The organism is Rhodanobacter koreensis (genome assembly GCF_054782855.1).
The window spans coordinates 365,256-384,453 of sequence record NZ_BAAGRR010000012.1; the positions used below are offsets into that span (position 1 = coordinate 365,256).

Sequence of the window (19,198 nt, forward strand, 5' to 3'; positions counted from 1 at the left end):
CCGGTCAGCCGTCCAGTTCGCTCCAGCGTGCGTAGGCCGTCTCCAGTTCCGTCTGCAATTTCGCGACGGCTTCGTTCGCCCTGGTGATCGCTGCGCTGTTCTGCTTGAAGAAGTCCGGCACGGTCATCGCCTCGCCGTGTGCAGCAATCTCGGCCTCGAGTTGCTCGATGCGTTTCGGCAGCTGATCCAGCTCGCGCTGATCCTTGAAGCTCAGTTTGCGTTTGGATGTTGCCACCGCCGGCGCGGGCTCGTTGCGGATCAGGCCCGGCTTGGCGGCCGCTGCAGCCGCCGCCATGGCGGCATTCGGCCGCTGGCGCAGCCAGTCGGTGTAGCCGCCCACGTATTCGCCGATCTGGCCGTTGCCTTCCAGCACCAGGGTGCTGGAGACCACGTTGTCGAGGAAGGCTCGATCGTGAGAGACCAGCAGCAGGGTGCCCTGGTAATCGGTGAGCAGTTCTTCCAGCAGTTCGAGTGTTTCCACGTCGAGATCGTTGGTCGGTTCGTCCATCACCAGCAGGTTGGACGGCTGCGCGAACAGCTTGGCCAGCAGCAGACGGTTGCGCTCGCCGCCGGACAGTCGGGTGATCGGTGCACGTGATCGTTCGGGCGAGAACAGGAAATCCTGCAGGTAACCCACGATGTGCTTGCGCTGGCCATTGAGTTCGATGAACTCGCGACCTTCGGCCACGTTATCCAGTGCGTTGAGCGTGTCGTTGAGCTGCAGGCGATGCTGGTCGAAGTAGGCGACCTGGATGCCGGTACCCAGTTCCGCCGTGCCGCGCTGCGGTTTCAGTTCGCCAAGCATGATCTTCAGCAGGGTGCTTTTGCCGGCGCCGTTCGGGCCGATGATGCCGATGCGGTCGCCACGCATGATCGTGGTGGACAGATCATCGATCAGCACGCGGCCGTCGTAAGCCTGGTGCACGTGTTCGAGATCGATCACCTTCTTGCCTGACGACTGCGCGTTGGCCGCGGTCATCCTGACGTTGCCGCTGAGATTGCGCCGCTCGGCACGCTCGACGCGAAGCGCCTTCAATGCGCGCACGCGGCCTTCGTTGCGGGTGCGCCGGGCCTTGATGCCCTGGCGGATCCACACTTCCTCCTGCGCCAGCTTCTTGTCGAACAATGCGTTCGCCTGTGCTTCGGCATGCAGGCGTTCCTCGCGCCGGCGCAGGTAGTTGTCGTAGTCGCCGGGCCAGTCGGTCAGCGCGCCGCGGTCGATCTCGACGATGCGCGTGGCCAGTGCGCGGAGAAAACTGCGGTCATGCGTGACGAACAGGATGCTGCCGTCGAACTGCTTGAGGAAGTTCTCCAGCCAGCCGATCGCCTCGATGTCGAGATGGTTGGTCGGCTCGTCCAGCAGCAGCACGTCGGGCTTGCGCACCAGTGCCTGCGCAAGCAGTACGCGCCGCTTCATGCCGCCGGACAGGGCGGCGAAATCGGTGTCGGCCGGCAGTTCGAGCTTGGTGATCACTTCGGTGACGCGGCGATCCAGGTCCCAGCCGTGCCGTGCCTCTATTTCGTGCTGCACGTCGCCGAGTGCATCGAAATCGCCTTCGTGCAGCAGGTGGTGATAGCGGGCGAGCAGGTGGCCTAGATCACCCAGCCCGTCGGATACCACGTCGAACACCGTGCCTGCGGTGCCTTGTGGCACCTCCTGCGCCATGCGCGCAATCACCACGCCATTCTGCACTCGCACTTCACCGTCGTCGGCATGCAGCTCGCCGGCGATCAGTTTCATCAGGGTGGATTTGCCTTCGCCGTTGCGGCCGACGATGCATACGCGCTCGTTGCGTTCGATCGAGAGATCCACGTGTTCGAGCAGGAGGGGGCCGCCGATACTGAAGTCGACGCGCTGAAGCTGGATTAGGGACATCCCGCCATTCTAGCGGTTGCCGGTCGGAAAGCCGCCTCGGCCGGCAACGGCCACCCGTGCGAGCCATGGCCTGCCTGCCCTGGCAGGCGTGCCGGACAACCTATTGGAAAACATGTGTTTGGCCTGGGTAATTCGTGCACTATCTATGTATATTTCGCCGGTTACGTATTAAGGTAGCGTCCACGCGGGGTGATGCTGCGGTTCAAGAACTGAGGAAACCGGGTTGGCAATCGAGTTCAAAAAACCAGCGCGGTGGCTGGACCGGCTTCGAGGTATGTTCGTGGCGCTGTTCCTGTGCGGCTTCGGCAGCTTTGCCGGCGTGGCCCATGCCGGCTACGCCGCCATTGTCGTCGATCCGGCGACGGGCCAGGTTTTGAACGCGGTCAACGCGGATGAGCAGAACTATCCGGCTTCGCTGGCCAAGATGATGACGCTTTACCTCACCCTGCAGGCGCTGGAAAGCGGCAAGCTGAAGCTCGACCAGCAGTTGCCGGTTTCGGCCTGGGCCGCCTCCAAGGCGCCAACCAAGCTTGGCCTGCGTCGCGGCCAGACCATTTCGGTGGGCGATTGCATCCTCGGCATGATCACGAAATCGGCCAACGATGCCGCGACCGTGGTGGCCGAAAGTCTCGGTGGCTCCGAGGACCATTTCGCCGACTTGATGAATGCCCAGGCCGCCCGTCTCGGCATGGCCCATACCCATTTCGACAATGCCTCCGGCCTGCCCGATCCGGCCAGCGTGACGACGGCGCGCGACATGGTGACGCTGGCCATGGCGCTTTATCACGATTACCCGCAGTACACGCACTATTTCGCGACCAAGGAGTTCATGTTCCGCGGGCAACTCGTGCGTGGCCACAACCGCTTGATGGACCGCTATCCGGGCATGGACGGGCTGAAGACCGGCTTCACCGACGCGTCCGGCTTCAATCTCGCCTCGACCGCGGTCAGGGACGGCCAACGCCTGTTTGGCGTGGTCATGGGAGGGCATACCGCGGCAGCCCGCGACCACTTGATGGCCCGGCTGCTGGACGACAGCTTCGATCATCAGCAAACCCCTGCGGTCCTGGTCGCCCAGGCCGCTGGTGTCGGTCCCAGCATGACTCGCCGGGTACTGGCCGCACTGTCGCCCATCGGAAACGCCGAGGCCGAATCCGTGCCGGTGCGGCAGCGCCATCATCGCCGTGGCAAGCGTACCCTTGCAGCCAGCGGCGGCTGCACTCCGCATCGGGGCGTGACCTGTCCTCGCCGCAACCAGGCACATCATCCGGCACATGCCACGACGACCCGGCTCGCTCGTCGCAACGGTAAGCAGAAGGTTGCCGCTGCCTCGCGTCACGCCGACCTCGCCAAGGCCCCTTGATGCTGCATGCCAGGCCGGTACAGCAGGGACACGATGGGCGTCCAGCGGCGTAATCCCGTTAACAATCAGCCTGAATCAGCAACAGGCCGCGCAATGCGGCCTGTCAGCGTCGTGTCACGGCACCTTTGACTCGTGCAGGACGCGACTGTATCGCCGGACCCTCATCCTGCTTCCGTGCGCGATCGAACTTGCGGATGAAGTCACGTACCTGTGGATAGACCGTCTCGCGCCAGCGGCGGCCGCTGAAGATGCCGTAGTGGCCGGCGCCGGCGATCACCTGGTGGGCGCGCCGCGTGGTCGGGATGCCGCTGCACAGATCGTGCGCGGCCTGGGTCTGGCCGAGGCCGGAAATATCATCCAGCTCGCCCTCTATCGTCAGTAGCGCGCTGCGCTTGATCGCGGCCGGATTCACCCGTTCGCCAGCGACATCCCACAGCCCGCGTGGCAGCAGAAACTGCTGGAACACCTTGTCGATGGTATCGAGATAGAACTCGGCGGGCATGTCGAGCACGGCGTTGTATTCGTCGTAGAACTTGCGGTGCGATTCGGCATCGTCGAGGTCGCCGCGCACCAGGTCCTGGTAGAAATCCCAGTGCGAGTTGAGGTGGCGACCGGGGTTCATCGCAATGAACCCGGCGTGCTGCAGGAAGCCGGGATAGACCTCGCGACCGCGGCCGGGATAGTTCGGCGGCACGGTGTGGATCACGTTGCCCTTGAACCACGACAGCGGCTGGTTGGTAGCCAGGTTGTCGACGCTGGTGGGGCTGCGCCGCGTATCGATCGGGCCACCCATCATGGTCAGGCTGCGCGGGGTGTCCTCGCCGCGTGCGGCCATCAGCGACACCGCCGCCAGCACCGGCACGGTCGGCTGGCATACCGAGATCACGTGCAACTGGCTGGCGCCGATGTGCCGGATGAAGTCCTCGACATAGGCGATGTAGTCGTCCAGCCCGAAGCTGCCTTCGGCCATCGGTACCATGCGCGCATCGACCCAGTCGGTGATGTAGACCTTGTGGTCACGCAGCAGGGTGCGCACGGTGTCGCGCAGCAAGGTGGCGTGATGGCCGGACAGCGGTGCGACCACCAGCACCACCGGGTCGCCCTTCATCTTCTCGATGGTGCCCGGATCGTCGCTGAAGCGCTTGAAACGCTTGAGCTGGCAGAACGGTTTGGCCAAGGCGACCCGCTCGATCACCGCGATCTCGTGGTCGTGCGCGGTGGCGGTATGCAGGTCGAACTCGGGTTTCTCGTAATCCTTGCCGAGCCGGTGGATCAGCTCGTAGCCGGCGGCCATGCGCTGGGCGCCGGGCACTTGCGCAAACGGACTGCTGTTGTCGTTGAGCATGCTCGCGTTGGCCTGCGCGAAGTAGCTCAGCGGGCCTAGGAAGGCACGCTGCCATTCGTGGATTTGATAAAGCATCGTAAGAAGGTAGCCAAGGATGAAAACGCTTCCATCTTAGCGCCGTTTGAGCTCTTGTGGTGCGCCGCCGCAAACGCTTGCGCCAGATCAATCAGTGACTTGGCCGGAAGCAGGGCGAAAACTGCAGCGCAACAGCACCTCGTCGACCCCCTGCGTATCACCCAGCCCGGCGCGCCATTGCAGGGGCTTCTGGAGGCGCAGGCCGAGCGGCATGAACACCCGGTTGTACCACCACATCGCGCGCTCGCGCCGGTGGGTCAGGTACCACTGGCCGAGGTCGAGCAGGCGTGAGGATTTCGGCTGCATGCCGTAGACCGCGCTGTATTCGATGGTGAAATCATGCTGGGCGAGCCGGTCGACAATCCGGGCCGGCTCGTAGCGACGGCAGTGGCCGACGAAATCATCGAACGCGGTCCATGCCTCCGGATGCAGGGGCACCGACAGCAGCAGCTTCGCGCCGGGCGCCGCCACGCGGCTCAGCTCGGCCAGTGCACGGTCGTCGTCGGCCACGTGCTCCAGGATGTCGAGTGCGCAGATCAGGTCGAAGCTGGCGTCCCCGCAGGGTAGCGCGCCGATCATGCCGTGCACGGTATCGGCGCCGCGCTCGTGCAGGCGTTGCAGCGCGGCATGGCTGAGGTCGACGAAGCAGGTGCCGTCCAGCGGCAGGCGCGGGCGCAGGCCGGGTGCCACTTCCAGCCGGCGCGGCGCGGCGGCGGCCAGTTCGTGCAGCAGCGGCCAGGTGTTGAAACGCTCCGGTCCGATCAACCTGGCGTCGGCCCACAGTGATTCGTAGAAGCCGCGGTTGGCGCGGATCAGCTCGCTGTCGCTGCGGTTTTCGGTAGAGCTCGAGCTGATGGGCATCACCGGATTGAATATGTTGCGTGCTGAGCGAAATGTGAAGCCGACGAGGCAATCGAAGCCCCGCAAGGGTTGCCTGCACTCGCTCAGTCGAGCTGGCGGATCTCGGTGTGTGCGGCGAGATCATGCAGCGCCCGTCGACGCGGATCGAACAGCGCCACCACAAACCATGAAGCCCACACGACCAGCAGAACCCACAATGTCGGCGACAGCCCGAGCGCCGGCTCCAGCATCAGCATGATCAGCGGCGCTGCCGCCACCAGCAAACGGATCACGGCCTGCTGCAGCGACGGCGGGCCGCCATCGTCGCCGGTGACCCGGATCCGCCAGGGGCGCATGCCCACCGTCTGTCCGCCGCGCCGCCACGAGCTGATGAAATACAGCGCCACGACCAACGCCTGCAACACCTGGTACCACAGCGGAATCACCGTCGTGGCGCCAGTGCGGATCAGCTGGCCGCGAGTGGCCAGCTGGCACAGCAGACCGACCACCATCACGATAGCCACCACGATCAGCAGGTCGTAGACCAGGGCAAGCAGGCGGCGCCACAAGGGGCAAGGAAGATCGGCGCGAAGCAGGTCGGTGGTGTGCAGCGTGGTGGGCATCGGTCGCGGTTCGCTTGCGTAGTGCGCGCGCAATGCCCAGCATCGTGCGCATGAAGAAGGAAGAAAGCGGTACCAGTATCGCCGAACCGGACCGGTCGAGCATAAGCACGTTTCTTGAACGGGTATGGTCGGAGGACGGTCTGGCCGATCGCACACTGGAAGCCTACCGACGCGACCTGGAAGCTCTGGCGCGCTGGCTCGCCGCACGCGGGCGCAGTCTGCACACTGCGCGGCGCGAGGATATTTCCGCCTATCACGGGATGCCGTCGGTGGCGGTGCGCTCGATCGCGCGACGGCAGTCGGCGTTCCGTCGCTACTATGCATTCCTCGCGCGCAGCGAACCGGACTTTGTCGATCCGACCCTGCTGATCGAACGGCCGAAGATGCCGCGCAGCTTGCCCAAGGCACTGGCCGAGCGCGAAGTTGAAGGCTTGCTCAACGCGCCGGACCAAACCACCCTGCTGGGCCTGCGAGACCGCGCGATGCTGGAGCTGATGTATGCCTCGGGTCTGCGCGTGTCCGAACTGGTCGAATTGCCGTTGGCGGCGCTGAACACCCGGCAGGGCGTGTTGCGGGTCACGGGCAAGGGCGGCAAGGACCGGCTGGTACCGGTGGGCGAACTGGCGTTGGAACACATCGGCGCGTATCTGGCCGGTGCACGGCCGGCGCTCGCGAAAGGTCGCCAGCCGGTAGCGCTGTTTCTAAGCAGGCGCGGCGAGGGCATGACCCGGCAGATGTTCTGGACACTGGTGAAACGCTACGCGCTGACCGTCGGCATCCATGCCAAACGCATATCGCCGCACGTGCTGCGACATTCGTTCGCCACCCATCTGCTCAATCACGGCGCCGATCTGCGTGCCTTGCAGATGCTGCTCGGCCACAGTTCGCTCAGCACCACGCAGATCTACACCCTGGTGGCGAAGGAAGGTCTGAAACGTTTGCACGCGCAGCACCATCCGCGCGGTTGAGACTGCCCCGACCGGGGTTCGGCCGGCCGGCTGTGCGAGAATGGGTCGAATGCTCCGCCAGCATATGCGGAACGGAAGGAATGAGGTTGCTGATGTTGAAGAAGCTGTTGCTGGCGCTGTGCGTCGGCGGATTTGCATGCAGTGCCGGTGCGGCCGAGGTGGCCGCCGTTGCGGGGCCAGCGGTGACGCCGGCCGCCGAGCAGATGGTGCGGCAGGTGATTCGCGGCCTGTCGACGAAGGTCCAGGTCGACTCGATCGAGCCGGCGTCGATCCCCGGTTTCTATCAGGTGATTGCCTCCGGCAAGATGGTCTACATCAGCGCCGATGGTCGCTATATGCTCGACGGCGACCTGGTCAACCTGGGTCAGCACACGAATGAGAGCGACGCTGCCTGGGCGCGCTTCCGCAAGGCCGAGCTGGCCAAGGTGCCAGTTGCCGAGCGCATCGTGTTCGCGCCGCCGCATCCGAAATACACGGTGACCGTGTTCACCGACGTCACCTGCGGTTTCTGCCGGGCGCTGCACGAACAGATTGCCGGGTTCAACAAGGCCGGCATCGCGGTGGAATATCTGGCGTGGCCACGTGAAGGCGTGACTTCCACCTCCGGCAAACCCACGCCGACCTATACCGAGATGGTGTCGGTATGGTGCGCGACCGACCGCAAGGCGGCGTTCACTGCGGCGAAAGAGGGCATCAAGCCGAAGGCGGCCAGCTGCGCCAATCCCGTCAAGGACGAGTTCAACCTGGGTTTGAAGCTGGGCGTCGACGGCACGCCCACGATCTACGGCCCCGATGGCCGCATCCTTGGCGGTTACGTCACCCCGGAACAACTGCTGCAGGCCTTGCAGGCCCCGGGCTGAAGCCGTTCCGCGGCGGCTTTCGGCGGACGGCTATGCCGTATTGCAGCATAGGTTAGAATAGGCGTTTCCATCGCATAGTGCCGTTCCCCGCATGATCGCACTCGACGGGCAGAACGCCCTCTCGCCGTTCCGCCTCGAACGTCTCAATGCCCGCCTGGATGCCCTGCATCGTGGCGTGCGCGTGCAGGCGTCGTGGTTCGTCTATTTCATCGATACCGACACCGCGCCGGAAGGAGCACTGCGCCAGCGGCTGCTGGCCGTGCTGGAGGCGAAGGACGGCGCACCGGAACCGGCCACGCTGTGGGTAGTGCCGCGACTGGGCACGATCTCGCCTTGGTCGAGCAAGGCGACCGACATCCTGCATGGTGCCGGCTTCGGTGTTGCGGGTTCCGATATCCGCCGGGTGGAACGGGGGCTGGCCTGGCAGGTCTCCGGCCTGCCTGATGCGGGTGCGCCGAGCCACGATGCCATCATGGCGGTGCTGCACGATGCGATGACGCAGTCGGTGCTGAGCCGCATCGAGGATGCGCAAGGCCTGTTTCTGGCCGGATCGCCCGGTGACCTGGTGCATATCGCTCGTGGTGCCGATCCGCGCGCCGCCCTGGCCGAGGCGAATGCACGGCTGGGCCTGGCTCTGGCCGAGGACGAGATCGAGTATCTGGTCGACCGTTACGCCGAGCTGGGCCGCGATCCCACCGATGCCGAACTCTTCATGTTCGCGCAGGCGAATTCCGAGCACTGCCGGCACAAGGTGTTCAACGCCAGCTGGACGGTGGACGGCGACGAACAGGACAAGAGCCTGTTCGGCATGATCAAGCACACCCACCAGCATTCGCCCGCGCACACGCTGTCCGCCTATTCGGACAACGCGGCGGTGATCGAGGGCAGCGTCGGCAGGCGTTTCTTCGCCGATCCGGCCGATGGCGTGTTTCGCGGTCACGAGGAACGCATCGACTACGCGATCAAGGTGGAGACGCACAACCATCCGACCGCGATCGCGCCGTGGCCCGGTGCGGCCACCGGCGCCGGCGGCGAGATCCGCGACGAGGGCGCCACCGGCCGCGGCGGCAAGCCGAAGGCCGGCCTCACCGGTTTCTCGGTCTCCGACCTGCGCATCCCGGGGCATCCGCAGCCGTGGGAAGTGAATCGCCCGCTGCCGCCGCGGATGGCCAGCGCCTTCGAGATCATGCGCGACGGCCCGCTCGGCGCCGCGGCGTTCAACAACGAATTCGGCCGTCCCTGCCTGGGCGGCTATTTCCGCAGCTACGAGCACGAGACGGGCGAAGCCGGTCTGCGCCGTGGCTACGACAAGCCGATCATGCTGGCCGGCGGCCTCGCCAACCTGCGTCCCGGCGATGTGCTGAAGCGTGCGGTGCAGCCGGGCAACAAGGTGATCGTGCTCGGCGGCCCGGCGATGCTGATCGGGCTCGGTGGCGGCGCCGCCTCGTCGGTCGCCTCCGGTGCATCGAGTGCGGAACTGGATTTTGCCTCGGTGCAGCGCGACAACGCCGAGATGGAACGGCGCTGCCAGGAAGTGATCGACGCCTGCTGGCGCCGTGGCGAAGCCAATCCGATCGTCAGCGTGCACGATGTCGGCGCCGGCGGCCTGTCCAACGCGATTCCCGAATTGCTCAACGATGCCGGCGTCGGCGGCGTGATCGATCTGTCGAAAATCCCCTGCGACGATCCTTCGCTGTCGCCGATGCAGGTGTGGAGCAACGAGTCGCAGGAGCGCTACGTACTGGCGATCGGCGTGGAAAACCTGGCCGAATTCGAGGCGATGTGCGTGCGCGAACGTTGTCCGTACGCCGTGGTTGGCGACGCCACCGTCGAACGCCAACTGGTGCTGACCGATCCGCATCGCGGGTTGACCGTGATCGACCTGCCGATGGACGTGCTGTTCGGCAAGCCGCCGCGCATGCATCGCGATGCGAAGCGGATCAAGCCACGCGTCGACCTGCTGCCGGATCTGTCCGGCATCGGCATGGACGAGGCGTTGTTGCGCGTGCTGCGCCTGCCCACCGTGGGCAGCAAGAGTTTCCTGATCACGATCGGCGACCGCACCGTGGGCGGTCTGAATCATCGCGACCCAATGGTGGGGCCATGGCAGGTGCCGGTGGCCGATTGCGCAGTAACCATCGCCGACTTCAACGGCTATGCCGGCGAGGCGATGGCGATGGCCGAGCGCGCGCCGGTGGCGCTGCTCAACAGTGCCGATGCGGCGCGGCTCGCGGTCGGCGAGGCGATCACCAACCTGGCTGCCGCGCAGATCGCCAGTCTCGGCGAGATCCGCCTGTCCGCGAACTGGATGGCGGCCGTGAACCATCCGGGCGAGGACGCCGCGCTGTTCGATGCGGTGAAGGCGATCGGCATGGAGCTGTGTCCGCAGCTGGACATCTCGATCCCGGTCGGCAAGGACTCGCTGTCGATGCAGACCGTGTGGCAGGACGGCGATACACCGCAGCGCACGGTGTCGCCGGTATCGCTGGCGATCACCGGCTTCGCGCGCGTCACCGACGTGCGCCGCACGCTCACCCCGCAGCTGCGGCTCGATCGCGGCAATTCCGAACTGTGGCTGATCGATCTGGGCGCCGGACGCGACCGTCTCGGCGGCTCTTCGCTGAGCCAGGTATTCAACCGCAGCGGTGGCGTGCCGCCGGATCTGGACGATGCGAAGCGGCTGAAGGCTTTGTTCGAGCTGGTGCAGGAAGCGAACGCGGGCGGCCTGCTGCTGGCCTATCACGACCGTTCCGACGGCGGTGTCATCACCACCTTGCTGGAGATGGCGTTCGCCGGTCACTGCGGACTGGAGATTCGCCTGGATGGCTGGGCCGAGGCGGCGCTGCGTGCGCTGTTCAACGAGGAGCTCGGTGCAGTGATGCAGGTGGCCGAGGCGAACCGCGAGGCGTTCGAGGCACTGCTGGTCAAGTACAGCCTGGCCGGCATGAGTCATCGTATCGGTCGGCCGAAGGAGAAGCTCGGCATCAAGCTGTTTCTCGGTGGCGACACCTTGTTCAAGTGGAACTGGGTCACGCTGTTCAAGGCGTGGAACGAGACCAGCCACGCGATGCAACGCCTGCGCGACAATCCACAGAGTGCCGATGCGGAGCAGGAATGGCGACTCGACGATGCCGATCCGGGCATCACGCCGAAACTCACTTTCAGTCCTGCGGAGGATGTCGCGGCGCCTTACATCGGCAGCGGCGCGCGACCGCGCCTCGCGGTGCTGCGCGAGCAGGGCGTCAACGGCCAGGTCGAGATGGCGGCGGCGTTTACCCGCGCCGGCTTCGATGCGGTGGACGTGCACATGTCCGACCTGGCCAGCGGCCGGATCAAGTTGGCCGACTTCCGCGGCCTTGCCGCCTGTGGCGGTTTCTCCTACGGCGACGTGCTCGGGGCCGGCCGCGGCTGGGCCACCTCGATCCTGTACAACGAGATGCTGCGCGAGCAGTTCGCCGCGTTCTTCGCGGACGAGACCAAGTTCGCGCTGGGCGTGTGCAACGGCTGCCAGATGATGGCGCAGCTGAAGGACATCATCCCCGGCGCACAGCACTGGCCGAAGTTCCTGCGCAATGCGTCGGAGCAGTACGAATCGCGCCTGGTCACGCTGGAGGTGCTCGATTCGCCGAGCATCTTCTTCAAGGGCATGGCCGGCTCGCGGATTCCGGTGGCGGTGGCGCATGGCGAAGGCCGCGTCAGTTTCCCGCAGGCATGCAGCCCGTCGAAGGCGAGCGGCGCGGTGCGCTTCGTCGACAACCGCGGCAAGCCGACCGAGAACTTTCCGCTCAACACCAACGGCTCGCCGGGTGGCCTGGCCGGCTTCACTGCCGCCGATGGCCGCGTGACGATCATGATGCCGCATCCCGAGCGCGTGTTCCGCAGCGTGCAATTGAGCTGGCATCCGGACAGCTGGGGCGAGGATTCGCCGTGGATGCGCATGTTCCGCAATGCCCGCGTGTGGTGCGGCTGATCGCCCATCGCGCAACAAGGCGCTGAGCGATGGCCTGGCGCCAAGGGTCGACGTGGAACATCCTGTGGCCAATGCTGGCGTGGGTTGTGTTGCTGGCCTTGCTGCCGTGGTGGCTCGGCCTGCCGTTGCTGCTCGCGCTGACGACGGGCCTGCTGGTGTTGCCGCAGCGCCTGGACGAATACGCGCCGTTGATCCGTCGCGGCTTGCGCTGGGGACTGCCCGGCGTCTTGTTTGCGCTGCAACGGGCCCTGGGTGGTGACGCATTCGCCTGGGGTGCGGCACTGCTCGGCACACTGGCCGGTTATACCCTGCTGGCCGGGCTGGAGGCGTGGCTGGATCGAGGGCGTCGCCGTGCATCGGTGACGCCGGCAGCCACGTCGGCCGAGTGGCCCGAACTGGCGTTGGCACCGATCGGGCCGGCCGCCGATATCATCGAGCTGCAGTTGCCCGAGTGGCAGTCGGGTGATGCCGGACTGATCGATCCGCGCGGCAACGGCATCGCTTGCCATCGTGCAGGTGGTTATCGTTTTGCCGATGATCGCGTGATTGACGGTGTTTTCATGCGTGCCGCCTTCAGTCCGACGGGACGCTGGTTCGCCGCAGGCACGGAGCGTGATCGCGGCGTCGTGTTGTGGGATCGCGATCGCGATCGCCAGCATCGCCTGCGCGACTGGCAATTGTGCGGCTGGTACCGCGAACAACCGTGGCTGGTCCGGCACGAGGGCGACATGCCGCTGGCGCTGTCGTCCGTGCTCGGACACGACGACGAGGATTGATTTCCGCCTGGTTGGTCGATGCCGTGTCGGCGCAGTTTCCGATTTCCATGTACCGGACGGTTTTCCTGTCACGCGTCTCCGCGCATACTTGCGCGATGGATTCTTCGGCTTATCAACGCTCGCCGTTCTCGCTGGCGCTCAGTGTCATCGTGGTATCCGCCGACAGTGGCCCGGCCTTGCGCGAATGCGTGCGCCAGTTGCTGGCCAGCAGCCTGTCGCTGGAGCTGATCCTGATCGACAATCATTCCCGTGACGGCATACCGTCTGCGATCGAGCGGGCCTATGCGCACGATGCGCGACTCAAGGTGGTCTACAACCATCGGAACATCGGCTTCGGCCCGGCGGTAAACCTCGCCGCCAGGCAGGCTCGCGGTCAGGCGCTGCTGGTGCTCAATCCCGATTGCCTGCTGCAGGAAGAGGATCTGCAACATTTGCTGGCCCTGCTTGCGGCAAAGCCGAAAGCAGGCCTGATCGGTGCGGTAGTGTGCGATGCCGATGGTCTTCCCGATCCGGCTTCCTGGCGGCGTGATCCGCTGTTGCGGCGCTCGCTCAACAGCATGCTCGGTCGCCCTGGCGAAAAGGTCAATGTAGATCAGGAGATTCCCGCTGAAGTGATCGAGACCGAGGCCATCTCGGGGGCCCTCATGCTGCTGCCGCTGTCGATGTTCCAGCGTCTGGGCGGTTTCGACGAAAAGTACTTCCTGCACTGCGAGGATCTCGACCTGTGCCGCCGCGTGCGTGACATCGGCTATCAGGTGCTGCTGGCCGGCGACATCCGCGTACTGCACGGCAGGGGCAGTTCCAGCCGGCACCGGCCGGTGTTCGTCAGCCGTCACAAGCACTTCGGCATGTGGCGCTGGTTCCGCAAACACGATCCGGCTGCGCGCAATCCGCTGGTCGCCGGCGTGGTCTGGCTGGGCATCTGGGCACATTTCCTGCTGCAGATTCCGGCTCAGCTGTGGCGCCGACTGTCGCGCCGATGAGTACGCCCCGACGCATTGCAGCGCTGGCGACCCTCGGTCTGCTGGTGATGACCGCGGTATGGGGTTCGACCTTCGTGCTGATCAAGGACGTGGTCGCGCGCATGCCGGTGGCGGATTTCCTCGCTGTGCGTTTCTCGGTCGCGGCGCTGGCGATGCTGGCGCTGTTTGCCCGCCCGGTGCTGCGGCTCGGTCGGCACCAGGTCATGCGCGGCCTGCTGCTCGGTGTCGTCTACGGCGCAGGTCAGCTGCTGCAGACCTGGGGACTGTCGCTGATCGCGCCCAGTGTCAGCGGTTTCGCCACCGGCATGTATGTGGTGTTCACCCCGATCCTGGCGATGTTGCTGCTGCGCCAGCGCATGGCCGGCGTGGTGTGGCTGGCGGTGCTGCTGTCCACCGCCGGGCTGGCGCTGCTCTCGCTCAACGGCGTCTCGGTCGATCTGGGCGTATGGCTGACCCTGGCCTCGGCCGCGCTGTACGCCTTGCACATCGTGTTGCTCGGCCAGTGGTCGCGCCGGGGCGAGGCATTCGGTATGTCGGCCGTGCAGATGGTGGCGATTGCCGTGGTCTGCCTGCTTGCCACCACGCCGCGCGGACCGACGCTGCCACCGGACCACGGCGCATGGTTCGCCGTGCTGTACATGGCGCTGGTCGCCGGTGCTGGCGCGATGCTGATGCAGACCTGGGCGCAGTCGCACCTGCCGGCTACCCGCGCGGCGATCGTGATGACCACCGAGCCGGTATTCGCTGCCGCGTTCGCGGTGGCCCTGGGCAGCGATGTGCTGAGCTGGCGCATGCTGCTCGGTGGCGGGCTGATCCTCGCGGCGATGTACCTGGTCGAGTTGATGCCGCGGCGCGACGAGCGCACCGCCAACCTGCCGGCTGAAGCGGTGCATCACGAGGTGTAGGAGGCTGGCCGCGGGCAGGCCGCGATCAGGGTTCCGGATGTCAGCTTCGTGGACGCGGCTGCAGTGCGATGCGTACGAGGTAGACGATGATGGCCACATTGCCCACCAGCGTGGCCAGCTTGAGCCAGCCGAAGCGATGCAGCGTTTCGTAGAGCTCCAGCGGAATCAGCGAACCGGTGGCAATTACCGTGAACCATTCCGCCCAGTGCTTGCCCAGCCACAGCCCGATGCCTTCGATGGCGAACAGCACGGCATAGCCCAGCGCGACCAGGCCGATGGCGACGAACTTGCTCGGCCCGAAATCCTGCAGCACGCCGACCAACCTCCAGCGCAGCCCGTTGCTGTCGGCCAGGGAGAGATGCTCCAGCCAATGCACCAGGCGCTCGAAATTCTGCTGGTGATCAAGATGAAACGCCGCGACGGCGACCAGTACCAGGCACAGGGTCTTGATGATCTCGTACACCGCGATGATGCGCAGCCCCGGATGGCGCTGCGCAGGCAGGCCGACCGGTGCGGCGGCGAGGTCGGCGGTGGTGCTGTCGGATTCGGACATACGGGGATGAACAGGCGGACAAGCCGTCTATTGTGCGCGTCCGGGCGTAAATGGCCAATGCGCTCGGCACTGCTGCGGAGCGCGCGCGGCAGCCATCCATGGATGAAGGGTGCACGAATCAGCAGCAGCGCCCACCTGTGCCCTTGTAGCGTGCCACCTGGCGCTCGCGGAAGAACGCCTTGTAATCGGGTATCTCCCTTTCGGGATGATGCTCGCGCAAGTGCTTCACGTAGGCATCGTAGTCGGGCACGCCGCAGCAGAGGCGGGCAGTCTGTACCGCCCACTTCCAGCCTGATTTGAGTGCCTGCATCGGCATGTTCATCAGCGCATCCTCAGCCGGCGACCCTGCTGAGGGCCACGTACGGTTCCTCGTGCGCAGTCGGGTGGTTGCTGCGCCAGGCCCGTGCGAGGGCATGCAGCGAGAACAGCGTCATGACCACGATCAGCAGCATGAACAATCCGGTGAGGGCCATGTCGACGTAGTTATTGGTGGCGATCTGCTGCATTGCAGCCGGTGTCTTCGCTGGTGCCAGCAGCTGGCCCTGCTGCAACGCGGTCGAGTACTTCTGCGCGGCTGCCGTGAAGCTGATCGGGCCGCTGAGCTTCTCCCAGCCGGCAGCGAGCGTGCAGGTGATCAGCCAGATCGCAGGAATGCCCGGCACCCATACGTAGCGCTCGCGCTTGAGTTTCACCACAACCACGGTGGCCAGCATCAGCGCGATCGCGGCGAGCATCTGGTTGGCGATGCCGAACAGCGGCCACAACGTGTTGATGCCGCCCAGCGGGTCGACCGCGCCCTGGTACAGGAAATAGCCCCACAGGCCCACGCAGATCGCGGTGGCGAGCAGGTTGCCGGTCCACGACTCGGTGGCCTGCAGCGGCTTGTGGATCAGCCCGGCGATCTCCTGGATCATGAAGCGGCCGACACGGGTACCGGCATCGACCGTGGTGAGAATGAACAGCGCCTCGAACAGGATCGCGTAGTGGTACCAGAACGCCATCATGCTTTCGCCGGGGATGATGTTGTGCAGCAGCTGGGCCATGCCGACCGCCAGCGTCGGTGCGCCGCCGGCACGGCCAAGTACGGTGGTCTCGCCGATGTTCTTCGCGGTCTGCAGCAATTCGTCCGGCGTCACCACGAAGCCCCACTGGCTGATCGTGCTGGCGGCCTGTTCGACGGTGGTACCGACCAATGCACCCGGCGAGTTCATCGCGAAATACACGCCCGGGTGCAGCGCGGAAGCGGCGATCAGCGCCATGATCGCCACGAACGCTTCCATCAGCATGCCGCCGTAGCCGACCAGCCGTGCCTGGCCCTCGTTGGCGAGCAGCTTGGGCGTGGTGCCGGAGGCGATGATCGAATGCCAGCCCGATACCGCGCCGCAGGCGATGGTAATGAACAGGAACGGGAACAGGTTGCCCTGGAACACCGGCCCGGTGCCGTCGATGAACTTCGTCACTGCTGGCATCTGCAAGGTCGGCGCGGCCAGGAAGATCGCCAGCGCGAGCAACACGATGGTGCCGATCTTGAGGAAGGTGGACAGGTAGTCACGCGGCGCCAGCAGCAGCCACACCGGCAGTACCGAGGCGCAGAAGCCGTAGGCGATCAGCAGCCACGCCAGCGCTTTCGCGTCGAAATCGAACATCGGTGCCAGTGTCGGCGAGGCGGCCACGTGCGCGCCATACCAGATCGAGGCGAGCAGCAGCACCAGGCCGATCAGCGACACTTCGAGAATGCGCCCAGGGCGGAACCAGCGCAGGTAGGCGCCCATCAGCAAGGCGATGGGAATCGTGCATGCCACGGTGAAGGTACCCCAGGGGCTGTGCGTGAGCGCCTTGACCACCACCAGCGCGAGCACCGCCAGCACGATCATCATCAGCACCAGCACGCCGAACATGGCGACCACGCCGGGGACGGGACCCAGTTCCTCGCGCAGCATGTGGCCGAGCGAGCGGCCGTCGCGGCGCAGCGACAGCCCCAGGATCATGAAATCCTGCACCGCACCGGCGAACACCACGCCGAACAGGATCCACAACGTGCCGGGCAGGTAGCCCATCTGCGCGGCCAGCACCGGGCCGACCAGCGGGCCGGCCCCGGCGATCGCGGCGAAATGGTGGCCGAACACCACCCACTTGTCGGTGGGCACGTAGTCGAGGCCATCATTGCGCAGTACCGAGGGTGGCGCGCGGCTCGGATCCAGCCGCAGCACGGAATGCTCGATAAATTTGCCGTAGAAACGGTAGCCGATCACGAAGATCGCAATCGAGGCGGCGACCAGCCAGATCGCATTGATCGGCTCGCCGCGGCGCAGCGCCACCACACCCAGACAGAACGCGCCGATGATGGCGATGGCGACCCACATGATCTTGCTGGCCGGGCTCGGCCGGGGAATGGCGGCTTGCATCAGTGGCTTCTCCTCGAACGGATGCTCCAAGAGTCGTCCGGTCCGCCATGGGGGTCAATGCCAAAACGGTTTGCCGGGCATTAGCCATTGGTCGAATAGGCCGGTGTGGATGGTCATGTCTGCGGATTACCGCGGGGGGTACACTGACTTTCCTGTCGATCACAAGGAGTTCGATATGCGCATCACGGTCCGCTACGGCCTGCTCGGCCTCGTTCTCGTCGCCGCCACCTTGCCGGTCAGTGCCGCCGGATCCGGTCAATTCAAGGATCTGTTGAACAAGGTCAAGCAGTCGTCACCCGTGTCCAATTCGTCGCAGCTTGGCAGCGGCCTGCCGAACAGCGACATCGCTTCCGGCCTCAAGGAAGCGCTGGCCAAGGGCACCACCAATGCGATCAACAGCCTCGGTCGCAATGACGGCTTCTGGAAGAACGCCAAGGTGCGCATTCCATTGCCTGGCAAGCTGGAACAGGCCGGCAACCTGGCGCGCAAGCTGGGGCAGGGCGCCAAGGTCGACGCGTTCGAGCTGAGCCTGAATCGCGCGGCAGAGAAGGCCGTGCCGCAGGTGGCAGACATCTTTGGCGATGCCATCCGCAAGATGACCTTGAGTGATGCGCGCGGCATCCTCACCGGTGGCGACCATGCTGCCACCGATTTCTTCCGCCGCGTCGCCGGCGATGCGCTGACCGCGCGCATCCACCCGATCGTGGCCAAGGCCACCGCCAGCGTCGGTGTCACCGAGAAGTACAAGGAGTTCACCTCCGGCAGCGGTGGTGGCGGTCTCGGCGGGGCACTGGGTTCGCTCGGCTCGCTCGGCGCAGGCCACAAGTCGGGCAGCGGCGGCAGCCCGATCGATCTGGATAACTATGTGACCGGCAAGACACTGGATGGCCTGTTCACCATGATCGGCGAGGAGGAGCAGTCGATCCGCCACAATCCGGCCGCGCGCAGCACCGACCTGCTGAAGAAGGTGTTCGGCGGTTGAAGCCGCATGCGGGTTCAACCAGTCGGTACAAGGCTTTGTCCGGTGTTGTTCAGTTGAAGTGCCGGGTGGCACCACTTGCACTGGCACCGCATCGACCATAGTTCATCGGATAACAGCGTTCGAACACGAGGCTCCACATGATCCGCGACATCCTGAAAATGGGCGATCCGCGCCTGCTGCGTATCGCCCCATCGGTACCCGACGCGATGCTGGGCAGCGCGGAACTGGATGCGCTGATCGCCGACATGTTCGACACCATGCATGCGGCCGATGGCGTCGGCCTTGCCGCGCCGCAGATCGGCGTCGACCTGCAGCTGGTGATCTTCGGCTTCGACAGCAACGAGCGTTACCCCGATGCACCGGCGGTGCCACGCACGATCCTGCTCAACCCGGTGATCACGCCGCTGTCGCAGGACATGGAGGAAGGCTGGGAAGGCTGCCTGTCGGTGCCCGGCCTGCGCGGCGCGGTGAGTCGCTACTCGCTGATCCGCTATGAAGGCGTCGACCCGAAAGGCCAGCGTATCGAACGCACTGCCGAGGGGTTTCACGCCCGCGTGGTGCAGCACGAATGCGATCATCTGATCGGCCGGCTGTACCCCTCGCGCATCACCGACTTCAGCAAGTTCGGCTACACCGACGTGCTTTTCCCCGGACAGGACATCGGAGACGAGTGA

General features: G+C 65.4%; 16 protein-coding genes. 9 read left to right on the forward strand and 7 right to left on the reverse strand.

Features of this window, described 5'->3' with window-relative positions:
- Window positions 1-4: 4 nt before the first annotated feature.
- Complete coding sequence (locus ACYVKM_RS15190; RefSeq protein ID WP_460878454.1) at window positions 5-1,876, reverse strand: ATP-binding cassette domain-containing protein; 1,872 nt, start codon at window positions 1,874-1,876, stop codon at window positions 5-7.
- Window positions 1,877-2,150: 274 nt separating this feature from the next.
- On the opposite strand from ACYVKM_RS15190, the gene ACYVKM_RS15195 reads away from it, so the two are divergent.
- Window positions 2,151-3,239 carry a D-alanyl-D-alanine carboxypeptidase family protein gene (locus ACYVKM_RS15195; protein WP_460878455.1) on the forward strand — a complete coding sequence of 363 codons (1,089 nt, stop codon included), beginning with the start codon at window positions 2,151-2,153 and terminating at the stop codon, window positions 3,237-3,239.
- Window positions 3,240-3,342: 103 nt separating this feature from the next.
- Here ACYVKM_RS15195 and ACYVKM_RS15200 read toward each other — a convergent pair whose 3' ends face one another.
- The 3 genes from ACYVKM_RS15200 to ACYVKM_RS15210 all read right to left on the reverse strand — a co-directional run bounded on the left by ACYVKM_RS15200 (window position 3,343) and on the right by ACYVKM_RS15210 (window position 6,122).
- Window positions 3,343-4,659 carry a polyhydroxyalkanoate depolymerase gene (locus ACYVKM_RS15200; RefSeq protein ID WP_460878456.1) on the reverse strand — a complete coding sequence of 439 codons (1,317 nt, stop codon included), beginning with the start codon at window positions 4,657-4,659 and terminating at the stop codon, window positions 3,343-3,345.
- Between the two features lie 87 nt (window positions 4,660-4,746).
- A complete protein-coding gene (locus ACYVKM_RS15205; protein WP_460878457.1) occupies window positions 4,747-5,520 on the reverse strand; it encodes a class I SAM-dependent methyltransferase in 774 nt (257 codons plus the stop codon).
- Between the two features lie 83 nt (window positions 5,521-5,603).
- Window positions 5,604-6,122, reverse strand: a complete 519-nt coding sequence (locus ACYVKM_RS15210) for an RDD family protein (RefSeq protein ID WP_460878458.1) — start codon at window positions 6,120-6,122, stop codon at window positions 5,604-5,606.
- A gap of 50 nt (window positions 6,123-6,172) precedes the next feature.
- On the opposite strand from ACYVKM_RS15210, the gene xerD reads away from it, so the two are divergent.
- The 6 genes from xerD to ACYVKM_RS15240 all read left to right on the forward strand — a co-directional run bounded on the left by xerD (window position 6,173) and on the right by ACYVKM_RS15240 (window position 14,584).
- Window positions 6,173-7,090 (forward strand): site-specific tyrosine recombinase XerD, encoded by a 918-nt coding sequence (gene xerD, locus ACYVKM_RS15215; RefSeq protein WP_460878459.1) that lies wholly within the window; start codon window positions 6,173-6,175, stop codon window positions 7,088-7,090.
- 92 nt (window positions 7,091-7,182) lie between these two features.
- The gene (locus ACYVKM_RS15220; RefSeq protein WP_460878460.1) at window positions 7,183-7,950 is read left to right on the forward strand and encodes a DsbC family protein; all 768 of its coding nucleotides are present in this window, start codon (window positions 7,183-7,185) and stop codon (window positions 7,948-7,950) included.
- Window positions 7,951-8,041: 91 nt separating this feature from the next.
- Window positions 8,042-11,920, forward strand: coding sequence for a phosphoribosylformylglycinamidine synthase (gene purL, locus ACYVKM_RS15225; protein WP_460878461.1), 3,879 nt, complete (start codon window positions 8,042-8,044; stop codon window positions 11,918-11,920).
- A gap of 29 nt (window positions 11,921-11,949) precedes the next feature.
- Window positions 11,950-12,696 (forward strand): hypothetical protein, encoded by a 747-nt coding sequence (locus ACYVKM_RS15230; protein ID WP_460878462.1) that lies wholly within the window; start codon window positions 11,950-11,952, stop codon window positions 12,694-12,696.
- Between the two features lie 95 nt (window positions 12,697-12,791).
- Entirely contained in the window at window positions 12,792-13,679 is an 888-nt protein-coding gene (locus ACYVKM_RS15235; RefSeq protein ID WP_460878463.1) for a glycosyltransferase family 2 protein, read from the forward strand.
- A complete protein-coding gene (locus ACYVKM_RS15240; RefSeq protein ID WP_460878464.1) occupies window positions 13,676-14,584 on the forward strand; it encodes a DMT family transporter in 909 nt (302 codons plus the stop codon). Before ACYVKM_RS15235 ends, ACYVKM_RS15240 begins: the two co-directional genes overlap by 4 nt.
- Before the next feature lie 40 nt (window positions 14,585-14,624).
- Here ACYVKM_RS15240 and ACYVKM_RS15245 read toward each other — a convergent pair whose 3' ends face one another.
- From ACYVKM_RS15245 to ACYVKM_RS15255, 3 genes are all read right to left on the reverse strand, one after another.
- The gene (locus ACYVKM_RS15245; RefSeq protein ID WP_460878465.1) at window positions 14,625-15,137 is read right to left on the reverse strand and encodes a DUF2127 domain-containing protein; all 513 of its coding nucleotides are present in this window, start codon (window positions 15,135-15,137) and stop codon (window positions 14,625-14,627) included.
- Between the two features lie 118 nt (window positions 15,138-15,255).
- Window positions 15,256-15,459, reverse strand: coding sequence for a YbdD/YjiX family protein (locus tag ACYVKM_RS15250; protein WP_460878466.1), 204 nt, complete (start codon window positions 15,457-15,459; stop codon window positions 15,256-15,258).
- A gap of 10 nt (window positions 15,460-15,469) precedes the next feature.
- Window positions 15,470-17,542, reverse strand: coding sequence for a carbon starvation CstA family protein (locus tag ACYVKM_RS15255; RefSeq protein WP_460878467.1), 2,073 nt, complete (start codon window positions 17,540-17,542; stop codon window positions 15,470-15,472).
- A 175-nt stretch (window positions 17,543-17,717) separates the two neighbouring features.
- Between ACYVKM_RS15255 and ACYVKM_RS15260 the strand changes: the two genes are divergently transcribed.
- Together ACYVKM_RS15260 and def are read left to right on the forward strand one after the other, a co-directional pair.
- Window positions 17,718-18,524, forward strand: a complete 807-nt coding sequence (locus tag ACYVKM_RS15260) for a DUF4197 domain-containing protein (RefSeq protein WP_460878468.1) — start codon at window positions 17,718-17,720, stop codon at window positions 18,522-18,524.
- Window positions 18,525-18,661: 137 nt separating this feature from the next.
- Window positions 18,662-19,198: a peptide deformylase gene (gene def, locus ACYVKM_RS15265; protein WP_460878469.1), complete on the forward strand. Its 537-nt coding sequence runs from the start codon at window positions 18,662-18,664 to the stop codon at window positions 19,196-19,198.

Bases quoted from the DNA above. Each gene is read 5' to 3' on its own strand.
- ACYVKM_RS15190 (WP_460878454.1), bottom strand. From the start codon at position 1,876: ATGTCCCTAATCCAGCTTCAGCGCGTCGACTTCAGTATCGGCGGCCCC.
- ACYVKM_RS15195 (WP_460878455.1), top strand. From the start codon at position 2,151: ATGTTCGTGGCGCTGTTCCTGTGCGGCTTCGGCAGCTTTGCCGGCGTG.
- ACYVKM_RS15200 (WP_460878456.1), bottom strand. From the start codon at position 4,659: ATGCTTTATCAAATCCACGAATGGCAGCGTGCCTTCCTAGGCCCGCTG.
- ACYVKM_RS15205 (WP_460878457.1), bottom strand. From the start codon at position 5,520: ATGCCCATCAGCTCGAGCTCTACCGAAAACCGCAGCGACAGCGAGCTG.
- ACYVKM_RS15210 (WP_460878458.1), bottom strand. From the start codon at position 6,122: ATGCCCACCACGCTGCACACCACCGACCTGCTTCGCGCCGATCTTCCT.
- xerD (WP_460878459.1), top strand. From the start codon at position 6,173: ATGAAGAAGGAAGAAAGCGGTACCAGTATCGCCGAACCGGACCGGTCG.
- ACYVKM_RS15220 (WP_460878460.1), top strand. From the start codon at position 7,183: ATGTTGAAGAAGCTGTTGCTGGCGCTGTGCGTCGGCGGATTTGCATGC.
- purL (WP_460878461.1), top strand. From the start codon at position 8,042: ATGATCGCACTCGACGGGCAGAACGCCCTCTCGCCGTTCCGCCTCGAA.
- ACYVKM_RS15230 (WP_460878462.1), top strand. From the start codon at position 11,950: ATGGCCTGGCGCCAAGGGTCGACGTGGAACATCCTGTGGCCAATGCTG.
- ACYVKM_RS15235 (WP_460878463.1), top strand. From the start codon at position 12,792: ATGGATTCTTCGGCTTATCAACGCTCGCCGTTCTCGCTGGCGCTCAGT.
- ACYVKM_RS15240 (WP_460878464.1), top strand. From the start codon at position 13,676: ATGAGTACGCCCCGACGCATTGCAGCGCTGGCGACCCTCGGTCTGCTG.
- ACYVKM_RS15245 (WP_460878465.1), bottom strand. From the start codon at position 15,137: ATGTCCGAATCCGACAGCACCACCGCCGACCTCGCCGCCGCACCGGTC.
- ACYVKM_RS15250 (WP_460878466.1), bottom strand. From the start codon at position 15,459: ATGAACATGCCGATGCAGGCACTCAAATCAGGCTGGAAGTGGGCGGTA.
- ACYVKM_RS15255 (WP_460878467.1), bottom strand. From the start codon at position 17,542: ATGCAAGCCGCCATTCCCCGGCCGAGCCCGGCCAGCAAGATCATGTGG.
- ACYVKM_RS15260 (WP_460878468.1), top strand. From the start codon at position 17,718: ATGCGCATCACGGTCCGCTACGGCCTGCTCGGCCTCGTTCTCGTCGCC.
- def (WP_460878469.1), top strand. From the start codon at position 18,662: ATGATCCGCGACATCCTGAAAATGGGCGATCCGCGCCTGCTGCGTATC.